The sequence below is a fragment of the Streptomyces sp. VNUA24 genome, from assembly GCF_029167005.1.
GTDB lineage: Bacteria > Actinomycetota > Actinomycetes > Streptomycetales > Streptomycetaceae > Streptomyces > Streptomyces scabiei.
Genome location: NZ_CP119143.1, coordinates 5578652 through 5600076, shown reverse-complemented (window position 1 = coordinate 5600076; position 21425 = coordinate 5578652). Strand labels below are relative to the sequence as shown.

The following is a 21425-nucleotide window of genomic DNA, read 5'->3' as shown; positions in this document are numbered from 1 at the left end:
AAGTCGTCCCGTCAGGAGCGATGCCGCCGCCGGGCCGCGCGTGTCCCGGCGGAACTCCTCGCGTGCCCAGGGGCCCTAGGTCCAGCTGTGGGCCACGTCCACCACCAGGCGGCCCGGGAGCCGCAGCACCCGGAACGGCAGGCGGGCGCGGACGCCGAGGCCGATCTGGGTCTCGCCCTCGAAGCTGCCGGCGAAGCGGGTGTCGCGGAAGGTGCGGTAGCCGGAGAGGTCCACGCCGGGCAGGGGCTCGGCGACCTCACCGGGGTAGACCACCGCGCCGGTCCCGGGGTCGTGACTGGGGGCGGCGACCCGGATCTCCAGGATGGCACCCCCGTCCACGGGGATGACGTCGCCGGAGGCGGTCTGGTGGAGCCGGTCGACGTACTGGACCCAGTGGCCGAGGCGGTCGCCGCCCTCGGGGACGTCGAAGACGATGCGGTCGTAGCAGTCGTGGCGGCCGGTCCTGATGTCCGCCAGCGGCACCGTGCCGCTGTCCGGGACGCCCTTGAGGCCGCTGCCCCAGCCCGTCGGGCAGGCGGCGGAGCCCCGCCCGGCGCCCCCCGGCGCGGCACTGGCGGTGACCGCGGCCGTCGCGATCGCGGCCCCCGCGAGCGCGAGTGCCATGACCATGGTTCCGATGCGTCGCATGCCGCCCCCTGTCTGCCCTGCCGTGGCGCGGCGCCGGGACGGCGCCGTCGTCGGAGGGGACGACCGGATGCGGCGGAAGGTTGTACTCCGGGACCGCGGAAGTGTCCCAGGAACGTAACAGGAACGCGCGCGCCGCTGCGGGCGTCGGCGCCGGTGCCCGGATTTCCCTGGTTCGGGTGTCCGGTTGTGCCGCTTTGTTTCCCGTTCCTCCTGGGCGTTTGACAGGTGAAGCGCCGGAAATCGATAGTGTACTTACTCGCGGGTAAGAAGTAATTCGACAATCCCGCCCCGAACCCCGAGAAGAGTGAACACCTCAGTGACGGAAAAATCGACGCTGTCCCGTTCCGGATTCCTTTCCCGTTTTCGGGTGCGGAGGGCCGCGGCCGCCGGCGCGGCACTGCTCGGCGCCATGGCGGGCCTGCTCGCGACCCAGCCCGCGCACGCGGCCGGTCCGAACGGCGCCGTGAACATCCGGGGCCAGGAGCCCTGGAACACCGACGAGATGCTGGCGCGCGTCTGCGGCGCCGACGGCGGGACCGGCTACGAGGACTGGTACGTCAACATCGCGACCGGCGAGCTGCGCGACAGCTCCGCCTGGCGCGAGGCCCCCGTGTGGCACAAGGACGACGGCAAGTGGACACTCCAGCCCGGCTGGGAACGCTTCGAGGGGCACTGCGAATACCCCGTCGCCTCCAGCTGGACCTACCGCGCCGCCTGGCGCCCCATCAGCGAGACGCGCACCAACTGCACGGACAGTGGCTACAACCTGGAACTGGCCCGTGAGTACGCCACCTCCCGGTCGTACTCCCACACCGTCGGCGGCTCCACCGGCGTCGAGGCGTCCATCGGCAGCTGGTTCGGCGTCTCGGCCGAGGCCTCCTACAGCTACTCCTGGGCCATCGAGAACTCCGTCTCCGTGACCAACAACGACGTCATCGACATCGGCCCCCAGAAAACCGCCTGGATCGAGGCGAGCCCCACCAAACGGGTCGTCCGCGTGAATCCGGTATTCGCAGTGGAGTCGTACACCTGGAATCTGACCGGAAAGCGTGACGATGTCGTCGTCGTCGATTCCTGGCGTGGCCGCGGATACGACCGAATTTACTCGTACGGCAATTACATCGACGGTGTCGCCGACGAACTCAAGAGCGACGGAACTCCGCGGATGACGTTCCGCAAGAAGGACCGCCCGGCCGGAGACGAGTGCGCCTGACCCCCGCCTGACCCCCGCCTGACCCCCGCCCGGCCCCCTCCCGCTCCCGACGCCTACGTCCGCGCCACGGGGGAGCCGTCGCGCTCCGGACGGCGGCGGGCCGCCGGGGCGGGGGAGGGGACCTTGTGGAGGAGGGGCGCGGCGGTGGGGCGCCCGGTGCCGGGCGGACGGCTCACGTACTGGCCGTGCAGACTGTCGTCGATCCGCCAGAGGATGCCCGTGGTGCGGCCCGTGGGCGCCGCCGGGTCGAGTTTGGCGGTGAACGAGGCCAGCCGGTCGTAGAGCGTCCTGGCGCGGGCCCCGGTGGCGGTGAGGTCCGAGGCCGTGGCCGCGCGCAGGGCGTCGAGGACCAGCACCAGGTTGTGGCCGGAGAGCTGGACGTCCTGCATCCCGCCCTCCGCCTTGGTGATCCGGCCCGGCGGCAGGTTGGGGTCGGTGCTGAGACGGGCCGCCCCGGTCGCGGTCGGCCCGACGCGGTCGTACGGGTCGCGCGTGCTCTGCGTCCAGCCGGGCTCCCAGGCGCCGAACGCCGTCCGCGCCAGGAAGGTCCAGGTGTCCTCGTGGCAGCGCAGGGTGAGGTACGAGACGCCGGCCGCCTGCCGGAGCGTGGCGTTGTGCTGTTCCAGGGCGACCCGGTTCGCGGCGAGGGCGGCCCGCAGGACCACCCGGTCCTCCTCCCGCCAGCGCCGCTCCTGCTCACCGCGCTGCGCCCGCAGCTCCCGTTCGAGCTGCTGGTTCCGCGCGTACTGCTCGACGAACGTCGTGACCAACGTCTTCAATGCCTTGAACATGCCGCCTGCTGAGGTCGGGCCGGAGATCCGGGTGACGCCACATCCTGTGTCGCAGCGGCCAACGACCGTCGGCGGATCATGGTCACGCCCGGCGGCCTGCCGACCCGTCAACTCGCCCCGCCACACGCCCTGTTGGCGCGCGGCCCGGACCGGGGGGGGTCGTTGTGGAATTCCTGTGGCGGGCTGCCCTACGTGCGGGTAGAGCACTAGGGTCTGCCGTATGAACGCACGGCTGGCCCTGCTCAGCACGGTGGACCCCGGCGTCGCGGAGAGCGAGGTCTTCCGGCTGGCGCTCCAGCACGCGATCGGGGAACTCGACGCGCTCGGGGGCATGGTCCATCTGCGGGGGCCGATGTCGGCCCTGCGTCTGGTGTCGGCCTCCGGCCTGCCGCCCGCGCTCACCCGCCCCTGGGAGATCATCGACCAGGAGGGCCCGCTGCCCCCGGCCCGCGCGCTGCACCAGGGCGGCGGAGTGTGGTCGCCGCTGGGTTCCACGGCCCCCGCCTGGCCCGGCACCGGCCTCGCCGCGTTACCCGTCTCGAGCTGTGACCGCACCATAGGCGCGCTCACCGTCCTGACCGGAGACCGGGGCGAACCCACCGGTCTGGAATGGGACTTCCTGCGGGCGGTCGTCGACTGGACCGAGGACCGCATGGCGCAGGCGCCCCCGCCGACGGGCCCCGCGCAGCCCGAGCCGGGCGCCGACCGGCTGCGGCAGGCGCTCAGGGAGGTCAGCCTCGGCTCCTGGGACTGGGACATCCGCACCGGCGACCTGATCTGGGACGAGGCGGCCCTGGAGCTCTACGGCACCAGGCCGGCCGAGTTCACCGGCCAGATAGAGAACTGGATGCGGATCGTCCACCCGGACGACCTCGCCCCGACCCTCGCCGCGGCGGAACGGGCGATCCGCGAACACGGCGTCTACGAGGCGGAGTACCGCGTACGGCGCCTCGACGGCACCTGGGGCTGGACACGGGCCCGCGGCCGGGCGACCTACGACGAGCACGGGCGGCCGCACCGGATGATCGGCGTCGGCTGGGAGAGCGACGAGTCGCGGTCCGCGCGGGACGCCCTCGGCCGGGCCCTGCGGCACATGAGCGACGGCTTCCTCGCCGTCGACGACGGCTGGCGGATCACCTTCGCCAACCTGGAGGCGGAACGCACCCTCGGCCTCTCCGCGGAGGAACTGTGCGGACGGCTGCTGTGGGACCTGCCCTCCGTGCGGGAGACCCCCTGCCTGGAGAGCCGCTGCCGGGAGGCCGCCGCCGAGGAGAAGCCCGCCGGGTTCGACGTCCACGTACCGGACACCGGCCTCGTCCACCATGTGCGGCTGGTTCCCGGCCCCGACGGCCGCACCATCTACTTCAGCGACGTCACCGAGAAGCGACGGCACGAGCAGGAGCGCCGCGAGACCGAGCGCGCCGCCGCCGAACGGGCCCACCGCATCGCCGCGTTGACCACCGCCCTCGCCAAGGCGACCACCTCGCAGGACGTCGTCGACGCGGTCGCGCTCCGGGTCCTGCCGCCGTTCGCCGCGGCCGGCCTGCTCGTCCAGACCGTGGAGAACGGCCGCCTGCACAACGTGGGTGCCGTCGGCTACACGGACGACTTCATCCACCTCGTCAACCGCCGCCCCAGAACGCCGTACGGCCCGGTCTGGGACGCCATCGACACCGGCACCCCGGTCTTCATCTCCTCAGCGCGGGAGTTCGCCGAGTACGTCCCCCAGCACGCCGACCTGCCCGCCCGCTCGGGCAAACAGGCGTGGGCCTTCCTGCCGTTGACCGCCTCCGACCACACCTTCGGCATCTGCGTCGTCTCCTTCGACCGGCCGCGCCGCCTCACCGACGAGGAACGCACCCTGCTGACCGCGATCAGCGCGCTCCTCGCCCAGGCCCTGGAACGCGCCCGCCTCTACGACCTCGAACACACCCGGTCCCGCGAACTCCAGCGCGCCCTGCTCCCCCAGGACCTGCCGGCCCTCGCCGCCTGCGAGTCGGCCGCCCGCTACCTGCCGGCCGGACAGGGCATGGACGTGGGCGGCGACTGGTACGACGTCATCCCGCTCTCCAGCGGCCAGGTCGCCCTCGTCGTCGGCGACGTCATGGGCCACGGCCTGTCCGAGGCAGCCACCATGGGCCGCCTGCGCACGGCCGTGCACACGCTCGCCGACCTCGAACTGCCCCCCGACGAGATCATGAGCCACCTCAACGACATCGTCGGCACCATGGGCGAGGAGTCGTACGTCACCTGTCTGTACGCCCTCTACGACTCCACCACCCAGGTCTGCTCGATGGTCCGCGCCGGGCATCCGCCGCCGGCGCTGGTGTGTCCCGACGGGACCGTGCGCTTCCCGGAGTGGACCGCCGATCCGCCGCTCGGCGCGGCCGAACCGCCCTTCGAGACGGTGGAGTTGAGCGTGCCCGAGGGCAGCCTGCTCGTGCTCTACACCGACGGCCTGGTCGAGTCGGCGAAACGCGGCATCGACGAGGGCATGGCCGACCTGGCCGGTCTTCTGCGCACCGCCCACGAGGACGGCACCGCCGCCGACCTGGAACGCCTCTGCGACACCCTCACGCACGGCCTGCTGCCCGCCGAGCACGCGGCGGCGGACGACGCGGCCCTCCTCGTCGCCCGCCTGCACGCCCTGACCGGTGACCGGATGGCCTCCTGGTCCCTGCTGGACGACCCCAAGGCCGCAGGACAGGCCCGCCGCCACGTCCGCGACCAGCTCGCGGCCTGGGGCCTGGACGACCTGGCCCCGACCACCGAACTCCTCGCCAGCGAACTCGTCGGCAACGTCGTACGCCACGCCAAGGGCCCCGTCCGGCTGCGCCTGCTGCACGGCTCCGCGCTGGTCTGCGAGGTCTTCGACGGCAGTCTCACCATGCCCCGCATCCGCAGGGCCGGCGACACCGACGAGGGCGGCCGGGGCCTGCAGCTGATCACCGCGCTCTCCCAGCGCTGGGGCACCCGCTACACGCCCACCGGCAAGTGCATCTGGACCGAACAGTCCCTCACCGGCCCCGACCGCACCTCACCGCCCGCCTCGCCGGACCTGCCGCCGCTGGTCCCGGAGGACTTCGACGGCGACCTGGACGCGCTGTCCTTCGGGAACCTGGACCCAGGGCCCTTCTGACGGATCTCCGCGGCGCCGCCCGACGGCTCAGGGGCAGGACGGGGAGGCGTCCGGCAGCGGGTCGGTCTCGCTGTAGATGTCCGTGTCCTTCATCCAGCCCCAGGCGCCGTTGTCGGCCTTGGTCCAGACCCAGCGGTTGGGGTGCGGGCCGCCCACGGTGGCGCCGAAGTCGTAACTGCACTTGAACCAGCTGGGGTTGCTGTACATGTATCCCACCACCTGGAACGTGTACGGGTCCCGGTAGACGGGCGCCCCGGACACGTTGTTGCACCACCAGTTGCCGCCGCTCTGCCAGCAGGGGTTCGCGGCGGACGCGGTGGGCGCGGTGAGGAGGGCGGCGCCGGTGGCGAGCACCGTGCCGGCCAGCACGACGCCGAGTCGATTCGCGATGCGCATGATGTCCTGTCCCTGGTTCGGCGGTCGAGGACCTGACGGCCCCGTCTCCCCATGCTCAGCGTCGGCTCCCGGCCCGCACCACGGCTTTCGAGCCTGGTCGAATGCCGCAGGTCGGGCCGCCTTCGAGGAGGTCGGCGCCCAGGGCGGTGAGGGTGTGCAGGACGATACCGCCGAGCCGCCTGCTGGTGAGGAGCCCGGACTCGCGGAGCACGGCCACATGGTGGCTGACGGTCGCCGGGCTGAGCCCGACGCGGGCCGCCACCTCGCTCGTGGTGCGGCCGTCGGCCAGCTCCTCCAGGACGGCCGCGCGGGCCCGGCCGAGCAGCGCGGCGAGGGCCTGGTGCGTGCCGGCGGTGGCGGGCGGCGGGGGCGCCAGCCAGCGGGGGTCGTGCGTCACGGGGTGGACGAGCACCGGGGGCAGGGAGCCGTCCTTCAGCACGATCGGGCCGGGCCAGCAGAAGAAGGACGGGATGATCCGCAGGCCCCGCCCGTCGAGGTGGAGATCGCCCCGCAGATGGGCGCCGGCGATGTGCAGGACCGGCGCGGACCAGCGCACGCTGGGGTGCAGCCCCTGCGCCAGCCCCGCGAAGCCGGACCGCAGCAGGGCCCTGGCCGCGGCGGAACGGGCCTCGTCGAAGCAGGCGCGGACCTGGGTCCAGTACGGGGCGACGAACCGTTCGTGATGACGGCGGACCAGACCGCCGAGCCCGCGCAGTGCCTGGGGGTCGCCGTCGGCGAGCGGCCGCGACCAGCCCGGCAGCGACCGGGGGAGGGACAGTTCCGTGAGGTCGGTCCGCAGCCGGGCCCGGGGCGTGGCGAGCAGTGCGTCCAGGCCCGCCTCGAAGCCGTCGGCGGCCCCGGCCGGGGTCAGGAAGTCCGCCGAGTAGCCGCGTGGCGGGGCGAGCTGGCGCAGCCGGGACAGCTCGGGGTCGAAGGGGCCGCGGGAGGCCCGGCGCCAGCGGCCGAACACCAGGGGGCCGTCCCGGTTCTGCAGCAGATGCAGGCTGAGCAGCCCCTCCCACAGCGGGTCGGGCTCCTCCGCGAGGACCACCCGGGCCAGGTCGTCGTACGTGAAATGGATGCGCAGGGCCATCGGGCCCGCTCCCCCCAGATCTGGTTGTGCCGCGGACGTGCGAGACCCCGGGGCGCTCGCCGTGGAGGGGCGGGCGCCCCGGGGTCGGGGCCGGCCGGTCGGATCACCGGCCGGCCGGGTCAGCGAACGGGCCGGCCGGTCAGCCGACCTTGCCGAGGCTGTCGACGCGCTCGTTGACGCCGTTGCGGAGTTCGCCGAGCGTCGTGCCGGGCGGGGCCGTCTTCGGGGTGGAGGACGGCGGCTGGGTCTCGTCCGCGCAGGTGGTGCCGGCGGCGGGGACCGTCAGGTCGACGAGGTAGTCGATCACCGCGGTGGTCGCGCAGGCGCTGCGGCCGAACGCGGTGTGGCCCTCGGCCTCGAACGTGACCAGCGCCGCGTTGTCGAGCTGGTGCGACAGCGCGACCGCGTGCTCGTAGGGGGTGTCGGGGTCACCGGTGGTGCCGAGGACCAGGATCGGTGCCGAGCCCTTGGCGCGGAAGGAGCCGTCGTAGCGGCTGGGCGTCTCGGCGGGCCACTGGACGCACGCGGTGGCGTGCTGGTGGTCGTAGGTCGGCGGACCGAACGCCATGGCCGGGCCCAGCAGCGGCGCCGCCGCCGCGTTGGACTCGACGTTCCACTCCAGCTTGTGCAGGCTCTTGGGGTAGTCCTTGTCGACGCACTCGACGACCACGTTCGGGCCGAGGAAGTCGAAGCTGGCCGGGGACGGCGGGCGCAGCAGGAACGAGGTGTTGTCCCGCGCCTGCGCCTTCTTCAGCGCCGCGCCGAGCGAGGGCCAGATGACCTTGCCCTCGTTGATGTTGAACATCAGCCGGTAGACCAGGGTGTAGCCGTTGGCCTTGCCGCCGCTCGCGGTGGTCACCGGGTTGGCGTCGAGGTCCTTCTTCAGCTGCTCGAACGCGCCGCGCGGGTCGCCGTCGCCGAAGCCGCAGATGGCCTGGTCGGAGGCGCACCAGTCGAGGAAGCGGCTCATCGAGCCGTCCAGCGCCAGGTACTGGTCGCGGTCGTAGGCGTAGGGCCGATAGGCGTACTTGTACGGGTCGTACGCGCCGTCGAGCGTCAGCGCCCGCACCCGCTTCGGGAACATGGCGGCGTAGACGGTGCCGATGTACGAGCCGAACGACCGCCCGTAGTACGTCAGTTGCTCCTCGCCGAGCGCCTGGCGCAGCAGGTCGATGTCACGGGCGACGTACTCGGTGCCGACATACGGCAGCAGCGAGCCCGAGTTGGTCTGGCAGGCGGCGTCGAACTCGGCGGCCTCGGTCAGCGCGGGACCGAAGGCGTCCGGGCCGGGGACGCCCTTGGCGTCGGTGACGGCCTTGGTGTAGCGGGCGTCGTCGAAGCAGGTGAGCGCCGAACTGCGGCCGACACCGCGGACGTCGTAGCCGAAGACGTCGAACGACTCGCGGAGCTTGGCCGGCAGGCCCGCGTAGTTGTTGCGGACGTAGTCCACACCGGAGTTGCCCGGACCGCCGGGCTGCATGAACAGCGTGCCCTTGCGCTTGGTCTGGTCGGCCGCCTTCTTGCGGACCACCGCGAGGGTGATCTTGGTGCCCTGCGGCTGCCGGTAGTCCAGCGGCACGTCCGCGTTGGCGCACTCGAAGCCGCCCTGGCAGTCGGACCAGGCCAGCGTGGGGACGGGCGGCGGGGTGTAGGCCGACCGCGGCTTCTGCGCGGTGTCCTGCGCGGCCATCGCCTGGGTCGCCGTCCCCGTGCCGGCGAGGACGAGGGCGGTCAGCGCGGCGCCGACGATTCTGAGACGTGAGAAACGTCTGGGTGCATGGTGATACGTGGTCATGGGTGTGTTCCCCCTGAGCGGTAGAGACCCCTGAGAACCCACTGGTCAATGTGAGTTCGGAGAATGTCTAGCCGAAGAGACGGTAAAAAGGCCAGAGCGGTGCCGTCATGGCCGACTTTCCACTCAAACTCTCCACTACCCCACGGTAGTTACCGTTCGCGGCCATCCCTTCGTAACCTGGGCCCGACCCCGGCCGGCTTCCCGTACGGGCCTTGCCGGCACCCCCCACCAGCACGAAGGATCCACGCACGTGTCATCCAGCACCAGCCGTCTCAGGATCGCCCTCCTCGCCGTGGCCGTGGCCACCGCCGGTCTCGCCCTCGCGGGCCCCGCCGCGGCGGCCGCGCCGCGGGCCGGCTCCACCGTGGCCACGTCCCCGCAGGCGCCCGCCATACCCGTCGGCTTCGCCGACCTCGCCACCGTCCCGCTCACCGCGGACGGGCGCGGCCACGAGGTCACCCTGGCCTACCGCAACGACTCGGGCGCGGCCCGGACCGTCGCCCCGCAGCTCCTGCTGGAGTCCCCGGACTCCGGCCCGTTCCTCGACCCGGCGGACGTCAAGGTCGAGCACCGCACCGCCGGAGGCTGCTGGGAGACCGTCGCCCTCGGCAGCCAGACCGGCACCCTCTTCACCGACCTGAGCACGGCGCAGCGCACCCTGCGGGCCGGCGCGACCCTCGCGGAGCTGTACCGCGTCACCGTCACCGACCCGGCGGCCGTGGGCACGGTCCATCCGAGGATCGCCCTCTACTGACCGCCGCGCAGCTGCGAGAAGGCGCGTGACGGGGGTCACATCCCGTCATGTCACATCGCACCCGGTCCGGCCCGTCCTCGTGTTGTCACCGCATACGACGACACGAGGAGCCCGCCATGGAAGCACGTCTGAACCTGCTCGCCAGCCCCGTCGCCGGAAAGCTCGTCAAGCACCTCGTCGCGGCGAGCAAGGCCGTCGACGAGACGGGGCTGCCGGTCACCACCCAGGAGCTGGTGAGGATCCGCGCCAGCCAGATCAACGGCTGCGGGTACTGCCTCGACATGCACACCAAGGAGGCCGCGCACGCCGGGGAGACCGCCCAGCGGCTGCACCTGGTCGCCACCTGGCGGGAGGCCACGGTCTTCACCGAGGCCGAGCGTGCCGCGCTGGAGCTGGCCGAGCAGGGCACCCGCATCGCCGACGCGGCCGGCGGCGTCCCCGACGAGGTCTGGGAGAACGCGGCCAAGCACTTCGAGGAGGACCAGCTCATCGCCCTGGTGGCGCTCATCGCCCTCATCAACACCTTCAACCGGCTGAACGTCATGCTGCGCCAGCCGGCGGGCGACTACCAGGTCGGCATGTTCGGCTGACCCGGCGGGGGCGGCCGCGTCACGCCCCGTCGCGGTGGGCGAACTGCAGGGAGAGGGCCTGCAGGACGTCCGCGGCCGTGGTGTCGGTCCGCCCCTGGTCGTGCACCTCGGCGAGGTGCACGAAGGCGTAGGAGAAGCAGTTGACGAGGCCCACGATCGCGGGCCCCAGGGCGTCGGTGATGATGCCGGTCGCCTCCTGGGCGCTCGCGTCGGCGGGCAGCCTGATCACGGGCAGCGTCTCCGTGAGCAACGCGGAGACGGCGCCCGTCAGCGCCACCTCGTCCCCGGGATGCTCACGGACCTGCCGCCGCATCTCGATCGCCTCGGTGAGGATGCCCACGACTCGCCGCATGATCTCGGATTGCTCCACGGGGGGAGCCTTGCCCAACTCGCCCCTGTGTAACCGACCTGGGGCGGGATGGGCTGACGCCGAAGGGGCAGCGCGGGACGCGCGGCCCCTTCAGACGTTCGGTTCACCTTCTTCGGGCGCTTCGCCGACCGGCTGCTCGACGACGAAGGAGCCTTTGCCTCGCACGGTGACGATCAGGGCGCGCTCGCGGAGTTCCTGTGCGGTGCGCCGCGCGGTGAGACGCGCAACGCCGTACTCCTCGGCGAGGTGGTTCTCGGAGGGGATGGGCCGGTCTGGCGCCAGCTCCCCCGACGCGATCTTCCCCGCGAAATCGCCAGAGAAGGTGACCGCTGAACTGCTGAGCGAGGGCGTGAAGAACCTCGTGAAGATCGCGGTCGAAGACGAACAGGGTGTCCAGCGCACGGTCACCGCTACGGACAACCACCCCTTCTGGGTCCCCGACCTGCGCATGTGGGTTCCTGCCGGGGAGCTCGCGACAGGTCAGTGGCTGCACACCTCCGCCGGCGCCCTGGTCCAGATCAAGGAAATCAAGCGCTGGACCCAGACCGCCCGAGTGCACAACCTAAGCGTGTCTGATCTGCACACGTACTATTGGCTGCAGGCAGCACGCCGATTCTCGTGCATAACGCATGCGGCGATGCTGCGCATGCGGATGATTGTTATTGCAATTGGGGGCAGTCAGTCATTCCGCGTCCCAATGCTGCCGCTAAGGCTGATGAATTAACGATTCACGCTACGCAGCGCCTGGAGCGGCGCGGAGTTTCGGCAGAGGATGCTCAGGCCGTTCTCAAGAAGGAGCCCTTCTCTTATAACCACGATGATCAGTGGAAGCTCGGCTACTATGATCCCCGGTCCAAGGTATTTGTCGCCAAGACCGTCGACGGGAACGTAAATACTGTTATGACCAATGTGGAGCAGGCGTACATCAACCGCCTCCAGGGAGGGCGCTAACCGTGGCAGACATTAGAGTTACATATGATCGGAAGGCGAATTCGGCGTATGTCTACTTCGTCGACCCGCAAGCGCGCACGCAGGTGGCTCGCATGTATCCCTGTGACCCTGTCGAGGTAGGAGGCATGATCAATCTCGACTTCGACGAAAGTGGGTGCCTTGTTGGTGTCGAGGTGCTAGGGGCCAAGTCAAAACTCCCGCAGTACTTGCTCGATATGGCGGAGCGGCTCGATATGGACGGATCTTAAAGGCCGTCAACGAGCTTCCGGATCGAGTTTCTCGAATTTGTGACAACTTCCTGATTTGGCTCGCTAGTTTTTCCGGGCGCCGTGCCTATCATTGCGAGATGATGGTGCGTTTTTCAGGAAAGTAATGCATTTCCGGTTCGTGAGTCGACGCCATTGAATTAGTCGAGTATTGGCGTGTTGTGGCTCGCGCAACAGTGTCAATCGGCTCTATGGGGTGGGTCGGGCGAATTGTTCGGACTTCGGACGAGGATTTCTTTGGGCCCTGCCTGGCGTCTTCGGGAGTGAGTAAGCCAGCCCCATCGGAGATCGATCCGGTAGGGTCGGCTGCTGCGCTCTTGGGTGTCTGACGGCAGTAGTTGAGGGCAATAGCAGCGGACGGGCGCGGCGCGAAGGGGCGGTTCGGCGCTGTTGCCGGGTCCGTCGGTGATTTCGGCAGGGTTGCGGGGGCGTTACCAGGAATTTCGATGACGTCGCGCTTGAGGCGGATTCGGACATGCGCGTAGACCCCGATTTGGGCGTGGCCGAGCAGCTCCTTGATGACGACGAGTTCGACGCCATAGTTCCAGGAGGTGGATCGCCGCCGAGTGGCGGAGGTAGTGGAACCGGATGCGGCGGAGCCCGGCCCGGTCAGGGAAGCGGCGGGTGAGGTTGGCCGGGGCGAGAGGCCGTCCGGTCGACGTGGTGAGGACGAGCCCGCTGTCGCTGCAGTCCGATCCTGCTGTTTCTCGCCCTCTGTCCCGCCGAGCCGCCGCTTCTTGACCAGCATCGGCTCGAACGTGCCCGCCCGGTCCTGTGGAACCTCCAAGATCCCGCCAGCACCTACGAGGACCGGTGCACGCACGTTCGGTGCTCGGCTCCGGAGGGTGAAGCCCGGTGATGGCGCGGGGCAGCCCCCGTATGCTGGCCTCGGTAGCCTTACCCCGTCCCGTGGAGGTCCCGATGAGCACACCCGACGCGGAGTACTCCGGCTACCCACTGCTCCGGCCCCGTGTTTCGGCCGAGGAGCTGCTGGCCGCGAAGAACACCCAGCCGATCCGGTCCCTGGACGACCTGGCCGCCGACACCTTCGAGTCGGACGAGGAACTGGAGGAGTTCCTGGCCTTCACGTACGCCGAGCGTCACCGCGACGTCGCCTGAGCCGCCGCCGTGCAACCCGTCATCCTCGACACCGACGTCGCCTCGCTGTCCCACAAGCGCAAGCTCACCGGCCCGGTCGCACCAGGCTGATCGGGACCGAGATCCGCCACTGGGGCACCCGCAGCCGCCAGGAACTCGCCGACTGGCTCTCCGGTATCCCGATCCTGCCCGGCGACGAAGCCGTCGCCGCAACCTGGGGCCGCCTGTCAGCCGCGGGCATTCAGCGCGGACGCCCACGTCCGATCAACGACATGTGGATCGCGGCCTGTGCCCTCACCTACGACCTGCCGTTGGCCACGCTCAACCTCAAGGACTACGAGGACTTCCGAGCCCACCACGGTCTGCGCATCCTCGGCGCGGAGTAGCCGCTCGCCGGGCAGCGTCTCCGTGAGCAACGCGGAGACGGCGCCCGTCAGCGCCACCTCGTCCCCGGGATGCTCACGGACCTGCCGCCGCATCTCGATCGCCTCGGTGAGGATGCCCACGACTCGCCGCATGATCTCGGATTGCTCCACGGGGGGAGCCTTGCCCAACTCGCCCCTGTGTAACCGACCTGGGGCGGACCCGCATGGGGGCCACTCCCCACCATGCGAAGGAAAAGCCCCGGGTGCGGTTCGAAGAACTCACCGTGCGGTACCCACAGGGGTGACCGGGCGGCGGGGAATGCCTACTCCCTGGCCTGCTTCGGGTCGATCGGAATCTCGCGTGCCGTGTTCTCGGCGCGTTCCTCTGCGCCCAGCTTCAGAGTCGCGGTCCCGCAGCAGCGGTCGTACTGGTTCTGCCAGTCCGTCATGAACGCGTCGTAGCTGGACTGGCCGACCAGCTTCAGGTCCGACTCGTCGTTGTGCCAGACGCCGTTGCTCGTCCAGTTCGCGGAGCCGACGAACACGATCCTGGAGTTGACCGTACCCGCGTAGCCGCCGCTGACCATCATGTACTTGTCGTGCGTGTAGTGCAGGGCGTGGCCGTTCGCGTCGGTTCCGCGGCTGGTGTCGTACACGGAGATGTTCGGCCGGTCCTTCAGGTGGTTCTGCACGCTGCCGTCGACCTGACCGGCGGTGAGGAGTATGCGGATCTTGACGCCGGTCCGGGCCAGGCTCACCAGCTTCTTCGGCAGTTCGAGATAGTTCCGGTCGCCCGGCTGCCCGTGAGAGGTCCACTGGAACATGGCTATGTTGATCGTGGCCGGCGCCTTGACGTTGTTCAGGAAGTCGACCCAGGTGTCGCTCTTGGAGCGTGCCTTGGGCCACTGGTAGGAGGGCGGGGACAGTGTCCTGGCGGCCTGGCCGTCGCTGGAGCTGTAGTAGTCGGGCATCAGCGGGCCCGGACCGTTGAGCGCCCCCCTGGCCATGGCGGTGAAGTAGCGGACGTAGAGGTTGTACAGGTCGACGTTGCCCTTGACGGTGGCGCTGCTGTTCCACGCGGTATTGGCCTGGGCGGACGTGGGGTTGGCGCTGCTGACGGTCACCGTCCTGTTCGCGCCGCTCCCGCCGCTGAACATGTAGTACTTCGCGTGCAGGGAGGAGCCGGAATAGTGGGTCAGGCAGCCGCCCGGGCACAGCGCGGCGAAGCTGGAGGCTCGCGGATCGTTGCCGAGCTCGGTGACCAACGACTGCCAGACCGCGTTGTCGCTGTGCACGTCCATCAGCGCCTTGACGATGACGCCGCGCTGGTGCGCGGCGATCAGGGCGTTGGCGAAGTCCGGGCCCGGCTGCGTGCTGCCGATCGAGTACATGGCGACGCGTATGGTCTGCCCGCAACCGGCGCTGTTGATCGATTCGATGATCGGGGCCATGACGTTCATCCGGGCGCCGGGGTCCTCCGGGTCGTTGAAGCGAGGACCCGGTGTCGAGGTGAACGTCCGGGACTCGCAACTGAGGGGAGGCTTGGCCTTCTTGACCGCAGCGTGCGCCGTGGTCGGCGACAGCGCGGTGACGGCCAGCGCACTGATCAAGGTGAACGTTCGCTTCATGTACGGCCCTTTCGCTGGTCTGTTGCCGATGACGAGTCGGGTGTTGCCGTGCTGATCGCCCCAGGGTGGCCACCGAGGCGAGCCCGGCAGCCGGCATTCACCCAAAACGTCGCACAGTCCTCACAATCGACCTCCGCCGTGCGGTCGTGGCGGAATGGGCCGCGTCGGCCGAGCCGCCGACGCGGCGAGGAGGCCGCCGATCAGGGGCGCTGCCGCGATGTTCGCCGTAAGGACGTGGAGGCGTGTCGGGAGCGGGGCCGGGCATGCGCCTGTGCTCGGCCCCGCGTTGAGATCCTGTGAGGGAGCGGGACATCCGGCGGACATCCCGGTCGACGAAGTGCTGGTCCGTTAGTTTCTGCCCGAAGTTGTTCCATGTATGACTAATTGATCCACTGTTCGGCAATCAGGAGACTTGCGAAGGCGGCGAAGGGTTGCACGAGGAGGCAGGAAAGCCCCGCTCGTGCGGTGGTGGCCCACTGGGTGACGAGGCTTGCCCGGCGACGAAGCCGTCGCCGGGCAAGCCTGGGGTCGCCTGTCAGTCGCGGTATCCAGCGCGGACGCCCACGTCCGATCGAGCTTCCCCCAAGACTCCCCTTGAACCCCGGGAACCCTCGCCTCCCACCTGTCCCCAGGGGGCCGGACGCCAAGGGCGGCAGGAGTCGAGTCAGCGGTCGACCAGCCGTGGACGCGGGGTCCGACCCGTGGACTCCGCGTCGGTGTCGTCGGTGTCGCCGGTGCCGACCGGGCCCCGGGGAAGCATCCGGTCCAGCCACTTCGGCAGCCACCAGTTGGCCCGGCCGAGGAGGGTCATGGTCGCCGGTACCAGCACCATGCGGACGACCGTGGCGTCGATGAGGATCGCGGTGGCCAGGCCGAGTCCGAACATCTTGGTGGAGGGGTCGTCGGCGACGGCGAAGGACAGGAAGACCGCCACCATGATGAGGGCGGCCGAGGTGATGATCCGGGCGGTGCGCGAGACGCCCTCGACGATCGCCGTGCCGTTGTCGCCGGTGCGCAGGTACTCCTCGCGTACGCGGGACAGGAGGAACACCTCGTAGTCCATCGACAGGCCGAACAGGATGGCGAAGAGGAACATGGGGATGAACGACACGATCGGAACCGTCGCCTCCAGCCCGATGAGTGCGCCTCCCCAGCCCCACTGGAAGACCGCGACCATGATGCCGTAGGCCGCGCCGATGCTCAGCAGGTTCAGCAGGACCGCCTTGAGCGGTACGAGCACCGAGCGGAAGACCAGCATCAGCAGCAGGAACGACATCGCCAGCACGGCGGCGACGAACAGCGGCAGGCGGTCGCTGGTGCGTCGGCCCACGTCGGACAGGCTCGCGGCGGCGCCGCCGACGTGGGCCCTGGCCGGGCCGTCCCCGATCGCCGTGGGCAGCACGTCGCTGCGCAGCCGGGCGACGGTGTCGGCCGTGGCCCTGTCCTGAGGGCCGGTGGTCGGGAACACCACGAGGGTCGCGATGCCGGTGGCCCGGTCGATGTGCGTCGGCGCGACGGACGCGATCCCCGGGTCCGCCGAGACCGCCCCGACGAGTCGGTCCAGCACTGCCGGATCACCGGCGGGGTCCGCGGCGACGACGAGGGGACCGTTGGTGCCCGGGCCGAACCCCTCGGCGACGAGGTCGTAGGCCCGGCGCTCGGTACGGCCGGGGGGAAGTGAGCCGTCGTCGGGCAGGCCGACGCGCAGGCCGAGCACGGGCAGGGTCGCGGTCAGCAGCAACCCCGCCGCGCCGACCGCGTACGGCACCGGGTGCCGGCCGACGTGCCCGATCCAGCGACGCCAGCCGGTGGCGGGAGCGGCGCCCGCCACCATGTCCCGCCGCCACCCGGCCCGCAGTGCCCGGCCGATCCGGCCGATCCGGCCGATCCGGGCCAGGCGCGGGCCCGCCGCGCCGAGGAAGGCCGGCAGCAGCGTCACCGACGCGACCACCATGATCAGGACGACGATCGAGACGGCGACCCCGCCCACCGTCATGAACGGCACGTTCGCGACCGCCAGGCCGAGGATCGACACGACGACGGTGCCGCCGGCGAAGACCACCGGCCGCCCCGCCGTCGCCACCGCCCGTCCGGCGGCCGTCTGCGGATCGAGCCCGCCCGCGAGGTACTCCCGGTGCCTGGCGAGCACGAACAGCGCGTAGTCGATGCCCACTCCGAGCCCGACCATGCTGCCCAGGACCGGTGCGAAGGTGGGAACGTCCGTGACCCCCGCCAGGAGCGTCATCGTGGCGACCCCGACGGTCAGTCCGAAGACCGCCATGCCGATCGGCAGCGCGGCGGCGACGAGCGAACCGAACGCCAGGAACAGGATCGCGGCCGCGGCGAGGAGGCCGATCAGCTCGCTCGCGCCGCCGTCGGGGTCGGAGAAGGCGTAGAAGAGGTTCCCGCCCATCTCGATGCGCAGGGGCAGTTCGGCGCGCAGCCGGTCGCCCAGGCCGACGAGGGCGTCGAGGTCCTCGGCCGACAGCCGGCTCTGGTCGGGGTACTGCACCCGCACGACCGCGATCCGTCCGTCGGCCGAGACGAGGCCGCCGCGCACGGCGGTGTCCGCGCGTGCGTCGAGCGCCCCCGCCGGGTCGCTCGTGCCGAGCACGTGCGGCAGCCGCCCCACCTCGGCCTGCAGCCGCGTGAGAGCGGTGCGCGCGCTGCCGCGGTCGAAGAACGTCGCAGAGCCGTCGAGGGGGGTGACGACCACTTGGGCGGTCATCCCCTCCTGGCCGGTGCGGGCCCGCTCGATCAGTTCCGCGGCCCTTTGCGAGTCCAGTCCCGGAGCGGTCATCGAGTCCGCGGTCCGCCCGCCGAAGGCGACGGCGGCGAGGACGGCGAGCGTGGTGGCGACCAGCCATGCCGCGATCACCCGCCAGGGATGGCGGGCGGCGCCTGCGCCCAGGCGCAACAGGGCTTTCGAGAGCATCGGGTCCTCCAACCACCTCGTCGGCCGTCCTTGTACGGCCGCCGATGCCGAGGCTCGCCGCCAGGGCGCTGCGCGGCATCGGCCCGCGGGCCGCGGATCCGTCGGCCCCGGGGCGGAGTGACAACCCGTCCTTTCGGCCGATGCGCGGCACGCCGCGGTCCCTAGGCTGGGAAGCGTGCTCCGAGACGACCTGCGAACCCTGTGGACCGAACCCCGGCCGCCCGACGCGCCCGCCCGGGTGCGGCGGGACTGGGCGCTGCTCGCCGCGGGCCTTGCCGGTGCGGTGCTGGAGGCCACCCTGCGCGAGGACGTCGTGTGGCGGCCGGTGGCGGTGGTGTTCACCGTCTGGCTGTGGCTGCTGCCCCTGTGGCGCCGGACCCGCCCGCTGGCGATGGTGACGCTGGCGTTCGGCTCGGTGGCCCTGCTCCAGGTGGCCTCGCTCGTCGCCGCACCGCGCGAACCCGTCGGCCTGTACACCGGCATCGTCGTGCTCGTGCTGGTGTACGCGCTGCCCCGGTGGGGATCGGGACGCGAGACCGTGCTGGGCGGCGCGGTGATCCTCGCGGTCGGCACGCTGTGTGTTCTCGCGGACGACACCCCGGTCGTCGAGAAGGTCGTGGGCCTCGTCTTCCTGATGCTGCCCGGCGTGGTCGGCGCCGCCGTGCGGTTCCGGGTGACCGCTCGCGAGCGGCAGGTCGAACAGGTGCGCTCCCGCGAGCGCGAGCAGCTCGCCCGGGAACTGCACGACACGGTGGCCCACCACGTGTCGGCCATGGTGATCATCGCTCAGGCGGGCCGGGTGCTCGCGGGCACCGACCCGTCCGCCGCCGTCGAGGCGCTGGAGGGGGTCGAGGAGGAAGGCGCGCGCACGCTGGAGGAGATGCGCGCCATGGTCGCCGCGCTGCGCGACCGCGAGGTCGGCGCCGAGCTGGCGCCGCCTGCCGGAGTCGCGGATCTGGAGCGCCTGGTGCGCACCCCGGGCGGCCGCCTCAGGGTCGACCTGGGGCTCGACGGCGAACTGGACGCGCTGTCCCCCACCGTGGACGCGGCCGTCTACCGGATCGTGCAGGAGTCGGTGACCAACGCGCTGCGCCATGCGGTCGACGCGACGGATCTCGTCGTCCGGGTCGCCGCGGAACGGCACACGGTACGGGTGAGCGTGCGCGACAACGGCCGGCGCACCGGCCGGGGTCGCGACGGATACGGACTCACCGGACTGCGCGAGCGTGCGACCCTGCTCGGCGGCACCCTGCGAGCCGGCCCGGGTACCGACCGAGGCTGGCACGTCGAAGCCGAACTGCCGAGAGCGAGGAGCGAGAGCGGTGTCCATTCGCGTCCTCGTCGCTGACGACCAGGCGATCATCCGCTACGGGTTGCGGATCATGCTGAACGCCCAGCCCGGCATCGAGGTGGTCGGAGAGGCCGCCGACGGCCGGGAGGCGGTGCGCCTCGCCCGCGAACTGCGCCCCGACGTCTGCCTGTTCGACATCCGCATGCCCGAACTCGACGGCCTGGAGGCCACCCGGCTGGTCGCCGGCCCGGGCGTCGCCGACCCGCTGGCCGTGGTCGTCATCACCACGTTCGACCTCGACGAGTACGTCTACGGCGCACTGCGTGCCGGCGCCCGCGGATTCCTCCTCAAGGACACGGGACCGGACCTTCTGGCACAGGCCGTACGGTCGGCGTCCGACGGTGAGGCGCTCATCGCGCCCAGCGTCACCGTCCGCCTGCTCCAGGCATTCGCGGACGTGCCCGCCGGCCGGCCCGTGGCCCAGCCCGTCTCCCCCGTCACCGCCCGCGAGGAGCAGGTGCTCCTCGCCGTCGCCCGCGGGCTGACCAACACCGAGATCGCCGACGCGCTGCACATCAGCCTCAGCACGGTGAAGACCCATCTGGCCAGCCTGATGGCCAAACTCGGCGCCCGCAACCGGGTCGAGATCGCGATGTGGGCCTACGAGACGCGCCGTATCCTCCCGGCAACCTGAGCCGGGGCGCGGGGCCATGTCCCGGACCGGCCCCAAGTGTGTCGACCTGCGGCGTTGTTGTGATCGATACACCTAGGCCGCTTCCCGCGACGCGCCTTCCGCCGGGCCCTCGGCGCTGCCCCCGGCCGGGTGGTCGACCGGACTCCCGCCCGTGCCGTCCGCCGGTCCGACCGTCGTGCCCCTGGGTGACCCGGCGGGCGTGTCACCGTCCGTTCCGCCCGTCGCGTGCTCGGCCGAGCCCTCGGCCGAACCCTGCCCCGGACCCCCGATCGCACCCTCCCCGGAGCCTGTGACCGCCCCTTCCCCCTGCCCCGGATAGAACTGCGCGTACCACCGCCGCAGCGCCCTGATCCCCTTCTCGTGCGGCAGCAGGACCGGGCGGGGCTGGTGGATCTTGTGGTCCCAGATCCGGACCTCCTCCCGTACCTCGCCCAGCGCCTCGGCCCGGAAGACCAGCTTGAACAGCGGGGTGAGGAAGGGGAGCCAGGCCGGTTTGCGCAGGTAGTACAGCATCCGCAGCTCGCTCGTGCGGTCGTCGACGGGTGTGGTGAGCGCGACCGCCGTCACCGACAGCACCGGCCCGTGGACCCGCACGACCATCACCCCCGGCCCGTACATGGACGAGTCGAACGTGTTGTTGATGTCCCAGCCGAACACCCGCCTGCTGATCGTGCCCCGCGCCTCGGCGAACGGCCCGTCCTCCCGCCACTGCTGGACCGGCGGCTCGCTCTGCCCGTGGATGAAGTGGAAGTGGGACTCGTCGACGATGTTCTCGCGCATCTCCTGGATGTGGATCCGCGCCCGGCAGACGTCGTCGATCGGCGAGGCGAAGTCCCGTGCCCCCGTCTCCGCGATCTCCGGCACCTCCCACGCCGGCTCGCCCGGCCCGGCGTACACGAACACGAGCCCGCTGTGCTCCCGCACCGGGAAGCCGCCGATCGACACCTTGGGCGTCCGCGTGGCGAACGGCGCCTGCACGCACCGCCCGTCCGTCCCGAACCGCCACCCGTGGAACGGGCACTGCACCGTCCCGTCCACGACCTTCCCGCCGACGCCCAGATGGGCGCCGTAGTGCGGACAGTGGGCGTCGCGCACGGCCGCCCGCCCGTCCGACCCGCGGAACGCGATCAGCGCCCGCCCGAAGTAGTGCAGGCTGACGACCCTCCCCGCCCGCAACTCCCCACTGCGCAGCACCGCGTACCACCCGTGGGGCACGCTCGGCATCGGATACTCGTCGGCCCGCGGATCACGGGGCAGGGCGGCCGGATCGAGGATGCTTTTGTCATGGCTCCGACGAAGTCGCATGACGGCGATGCTAGTGGCGGTCGTGATCTCCGGCCCAGAACTGGTCCTGTATTCAAGGAAGTTGGCGCATACGGATCGGGGCGGCGGGTGCGGCGGGGGCGGT

The 21425-nt window shown here is 71.1% G+C and carries 19 protein-coding genes and 1 pseudogene; 9 read left to right on the top strand and 11 right to left on the bottom strand.

Annotation, left to right across the window (positions count from 1 at the left end):
* Positions 1-75: 75 nt before the first annotated feature.
* Positions 76-648, bottom strand: a complete 573-nt coding sequence (locus PYR72_RS23885; protein WP_275457213.1) for a hypothetical protein — start codon at positions 646-648, stop codon at positions 76-78.
* Positions 649-1015: 367 nt separating this feature from the next.
* Between PYR72_RS23885 and PYR72_RS23880 the strand changes: the two genes are divergently transcribed.
* A complete protein-coding gene (locus PYR72_RS23880) occupies positions 1016-1861 on the top strand; it encodes a hypothetical protein (RefSeq protein WP_275457212.1) in 846 nt (281 codons plus the stop codon).
* Positions 1862-1914: 53 nt separating this feature from the next.
* Here PYR72_RS23880 and PYR72_RS23875 read toward each other — a convergent pair whose 3' ends face one another.
* Positions 1915-2652, bottom strand: a complete 738-nt coding sequence (locus PYR72_RS23875; RefSeq protein WP_275457211.1) for a hypothetical protein — start codon at positions 2650-2652, stop codon at positions 1915-1917.
* A 220-nt stretch (positions 2653-2872) separates the two neighbouring features.
* On the opposite strand from PYR72_RS23875, the gene PYR72_RS23870 reads away from it, so the two are divergent.
* On the top strand, positions 2873-5791 hold the full coding sequence (locus PYR72_RS23870) for a SpoIIE family protein phosphatase (RefSeq protein ID WP_275457210.1): 2919 nt from the start codon (positions 2873-2875) through the stop codon (positions 5789-5791).
* 27 nt (positions 5792-5818) lie between these two features.
* Here PYR72_RS23870 and PYR72_RS23865 read toward each other — a convergent pair whose 3' ends face one another.
* The 3 genes from PYR72_RS23865 to PYR72_RS23855 form a co-directional block, all read right to left on the bottom strand.
* Positions 5819-6187 (bottom strand): hypothetical protein, encoded by a 369-nt coding sequence (locus tag PYR72_RS23865; protein WP_275457209.1) that lies wholly within the window; start codon positions 6185-6187, stop codon positions 5819-5821.
* Positions 6188-6242: 55 nt separating this feature from the next.
* Positions 6243-7280 (bottom strand): helix-turn-helix domain-containing protein, encoded by a 1038-nt coding sequence (locus PYR72_RS23860; protein ID WP_275457208.1) that lies wholly within the window; start codon positions 7278-7280, stop codon positions 6243-6245.
* A 139-nt stretch (positions 7281-7419) separates the two neighbouring features.
* Positions 7420-9075, bottom strand: a complete 1656-nt coding sequence (locus tag PYR72_RS23855) for an alpha/beta hydrolase (RefSeq protein ID WP_275457207.1) — start codon at positions 9073-9075, stop codon at positions 7420-7422.
* A 250-nt stretch (positions 9076-9325) separates the two neighbouring features.
* Between PYR72_RS23855 and PYR72_RS23850 the strand changes: the two genes are divergently transcribed.
* Both PYR72_RS23850 and PYR72_RS23845 read left to right on the top strand, forming a co-directional pair.
* On the top strand, positions 9326-9829 hold the full coding sequence (locus tag PYR72_RS23850; RefSeq protein ID WP_275457206.1) for a hypothetical protein: 504 nt from the start codon (positions 9326-9328) through the stop codon (positions 9827-9829).
* Between the two features lie 116 nt (positions 9830-9945).
* Entirely contained in the window at positions 9946-10419 is a 474-nt protein-coding gene (locus tag PYR72_RS23845; protein WP_275457205.1) for a carboxymuconolactone decarboxylase family protein, read from the top strand.
* 19 nt (positions 10420-10438) lie between these two features.
* Here the strand turns inward: PYR72_RS23845 and PYR72_RS23840 are convergent, their stop codons facing one another.
* Positions 10439-10789, bottom strand: a complete 351-nt coding sequence (locus PYR72_RS23840; protein WP_275457204.1) for a hypothetical protein — start codon at positions 10787-10789, stop codon at positions 10439-10441.
* A 90-nt stretch (positions 10790-10879) separates the two neighbouring features.
* Positions 10880-11209, bottom strand: a complete 330-nt coding sequence (locus PYR72_RS42980; RefSeq protein ID WP_343245536.1) for a GntR family transcriptional regulator — start codon at positions 11207-11209, stop codon at positions 10880-10882.
* 171 nt (positions 11210-11380) lie between these two features.
* On the opposite strand from PYR72_RS42980, the gene PYR72_RS23830 reads away from it, so the two are divergent.
* Positions 11381-11740, top strand: coding sequence for a hypothetical protein (locus tag PYR72_RS23830; RefSeq protein ID WP_275457203.1), 360 nt, complete (start codon positions 11381-11383; stop codon positions 11738-11740).
* Between the two features lie 2 nt (positions 11741-11742).
* A complete protein-coding gene (locus PYR72_RS23825; RefSeq protein WP_275457202.1) occupies positions 11743-11988 on the top strand; it encodes a DUF2283 domain-containing protein in 246 nt (81 codons plus the stop codon).
* Between the two features lie 460 nt (positions 11989-12448).
* Here the strand turns inward: PYR72_RS23825 and PYR72_RS23820 are convergent.
* Positions 12449-12716: pseudogene (locus PYR72_RS23820) on the bottom strand (tyrosine-type recombinase/integrase); the annotation flags it as partial.
* Positions 12717-12927: 211 nt separating this feature from the next.
* Here PYR72_RS23820 and PYR72_RS23815 point away from each other — a divergent pair.
* On the top strand, positions 12928-13125 hold the full coding sequence (locus PYR72_RS23815; RefSeq protein WP_275457201.1) for a hypothetical protein: 198 nt from the start codon (positions 12928-12930) through the stop codon (positions 13123-13125).
* A gap of 667 nt (positions 13126-13792) precedes the next feature.
* Here PYR72_RS23815 and PYR72_RS23810 read toward each other — a convergent pair.
* Both PYR72_RS23810 and PYR72_RS23805 read right to left on the bottom strand, forming a co-directional pair.
* The gene (locus PYR72_RS23810; protein WP_275457200.1) at positions 13793-15097 is read right to left on the bottom strand and encodes a phospholipase D-like domain-containing protein; all 1305 of its coding nucleotides are present in this window, start codon (positions 15095-15097) and stop codon (positions 13793-13795) included.
* Between the two features lie 664 nt (positions 15098-15761).
* Positions 15762-18032 carry an MMPL family transporter gene (locus tag PYR72_RS23805; RefSeq protein WP_275457199.1) on the bottom strand — a complete coding sequence of 757 codons (2271 nt, stop codon included), beginning with the start codon at positions 18030-18032 and terminating at the stop codon, positions 15762-15764.
* Positions 18033-18207: 175 nt separating this feature from the next.
* Here PYR72_RS23805 and PYR72_RS23800 point away from each other — a divergent pair, with 175 nt between their 5' ends.
* Both PYR72_RS23800 and PYR72_RS23795 read left to right on the top strand, forming a co-directional pair.
* Entirely contained in the window at positions 18208-19380 is a 1173-nt protein-coding gene (locus PYR72_RS23800) for a histidine kinase (protein WP_275457198.1), read from the top strand.
* Positions 19355-20017, top strand: coding sequence for a response regulator transcription factor (locus PYR72_RS23795; RefSeq protein WP_275457197.1), 663 nt, complete (start codon positions 19355-19357; stop codon positions 20015-20017). The genes PYR72_RS23800 and PYR72_RS23795 overlap by 26 nt, the downstream gene beginning before the upstream one ends.
* A 72-nt stretch (positions 20018-20089) precedes the next feature.
* Here PYR72_RS23795 and PYR72_RS23790 read toward each other — a convergent pair whose 3' ends face one another.
* Positions 20090-21322, bottom strand: coding sequence for a Rieske 2Fe-2S domain-containing protein (locus tag PYR72_RS23790; RefSeq protein ID WP_275457196.1), 1233 nt, complete (start codon positions 21320-21322; stop codon positions 20090-20092).
* Positions 21323-21425: the final 103 nt, after the last annotated feature.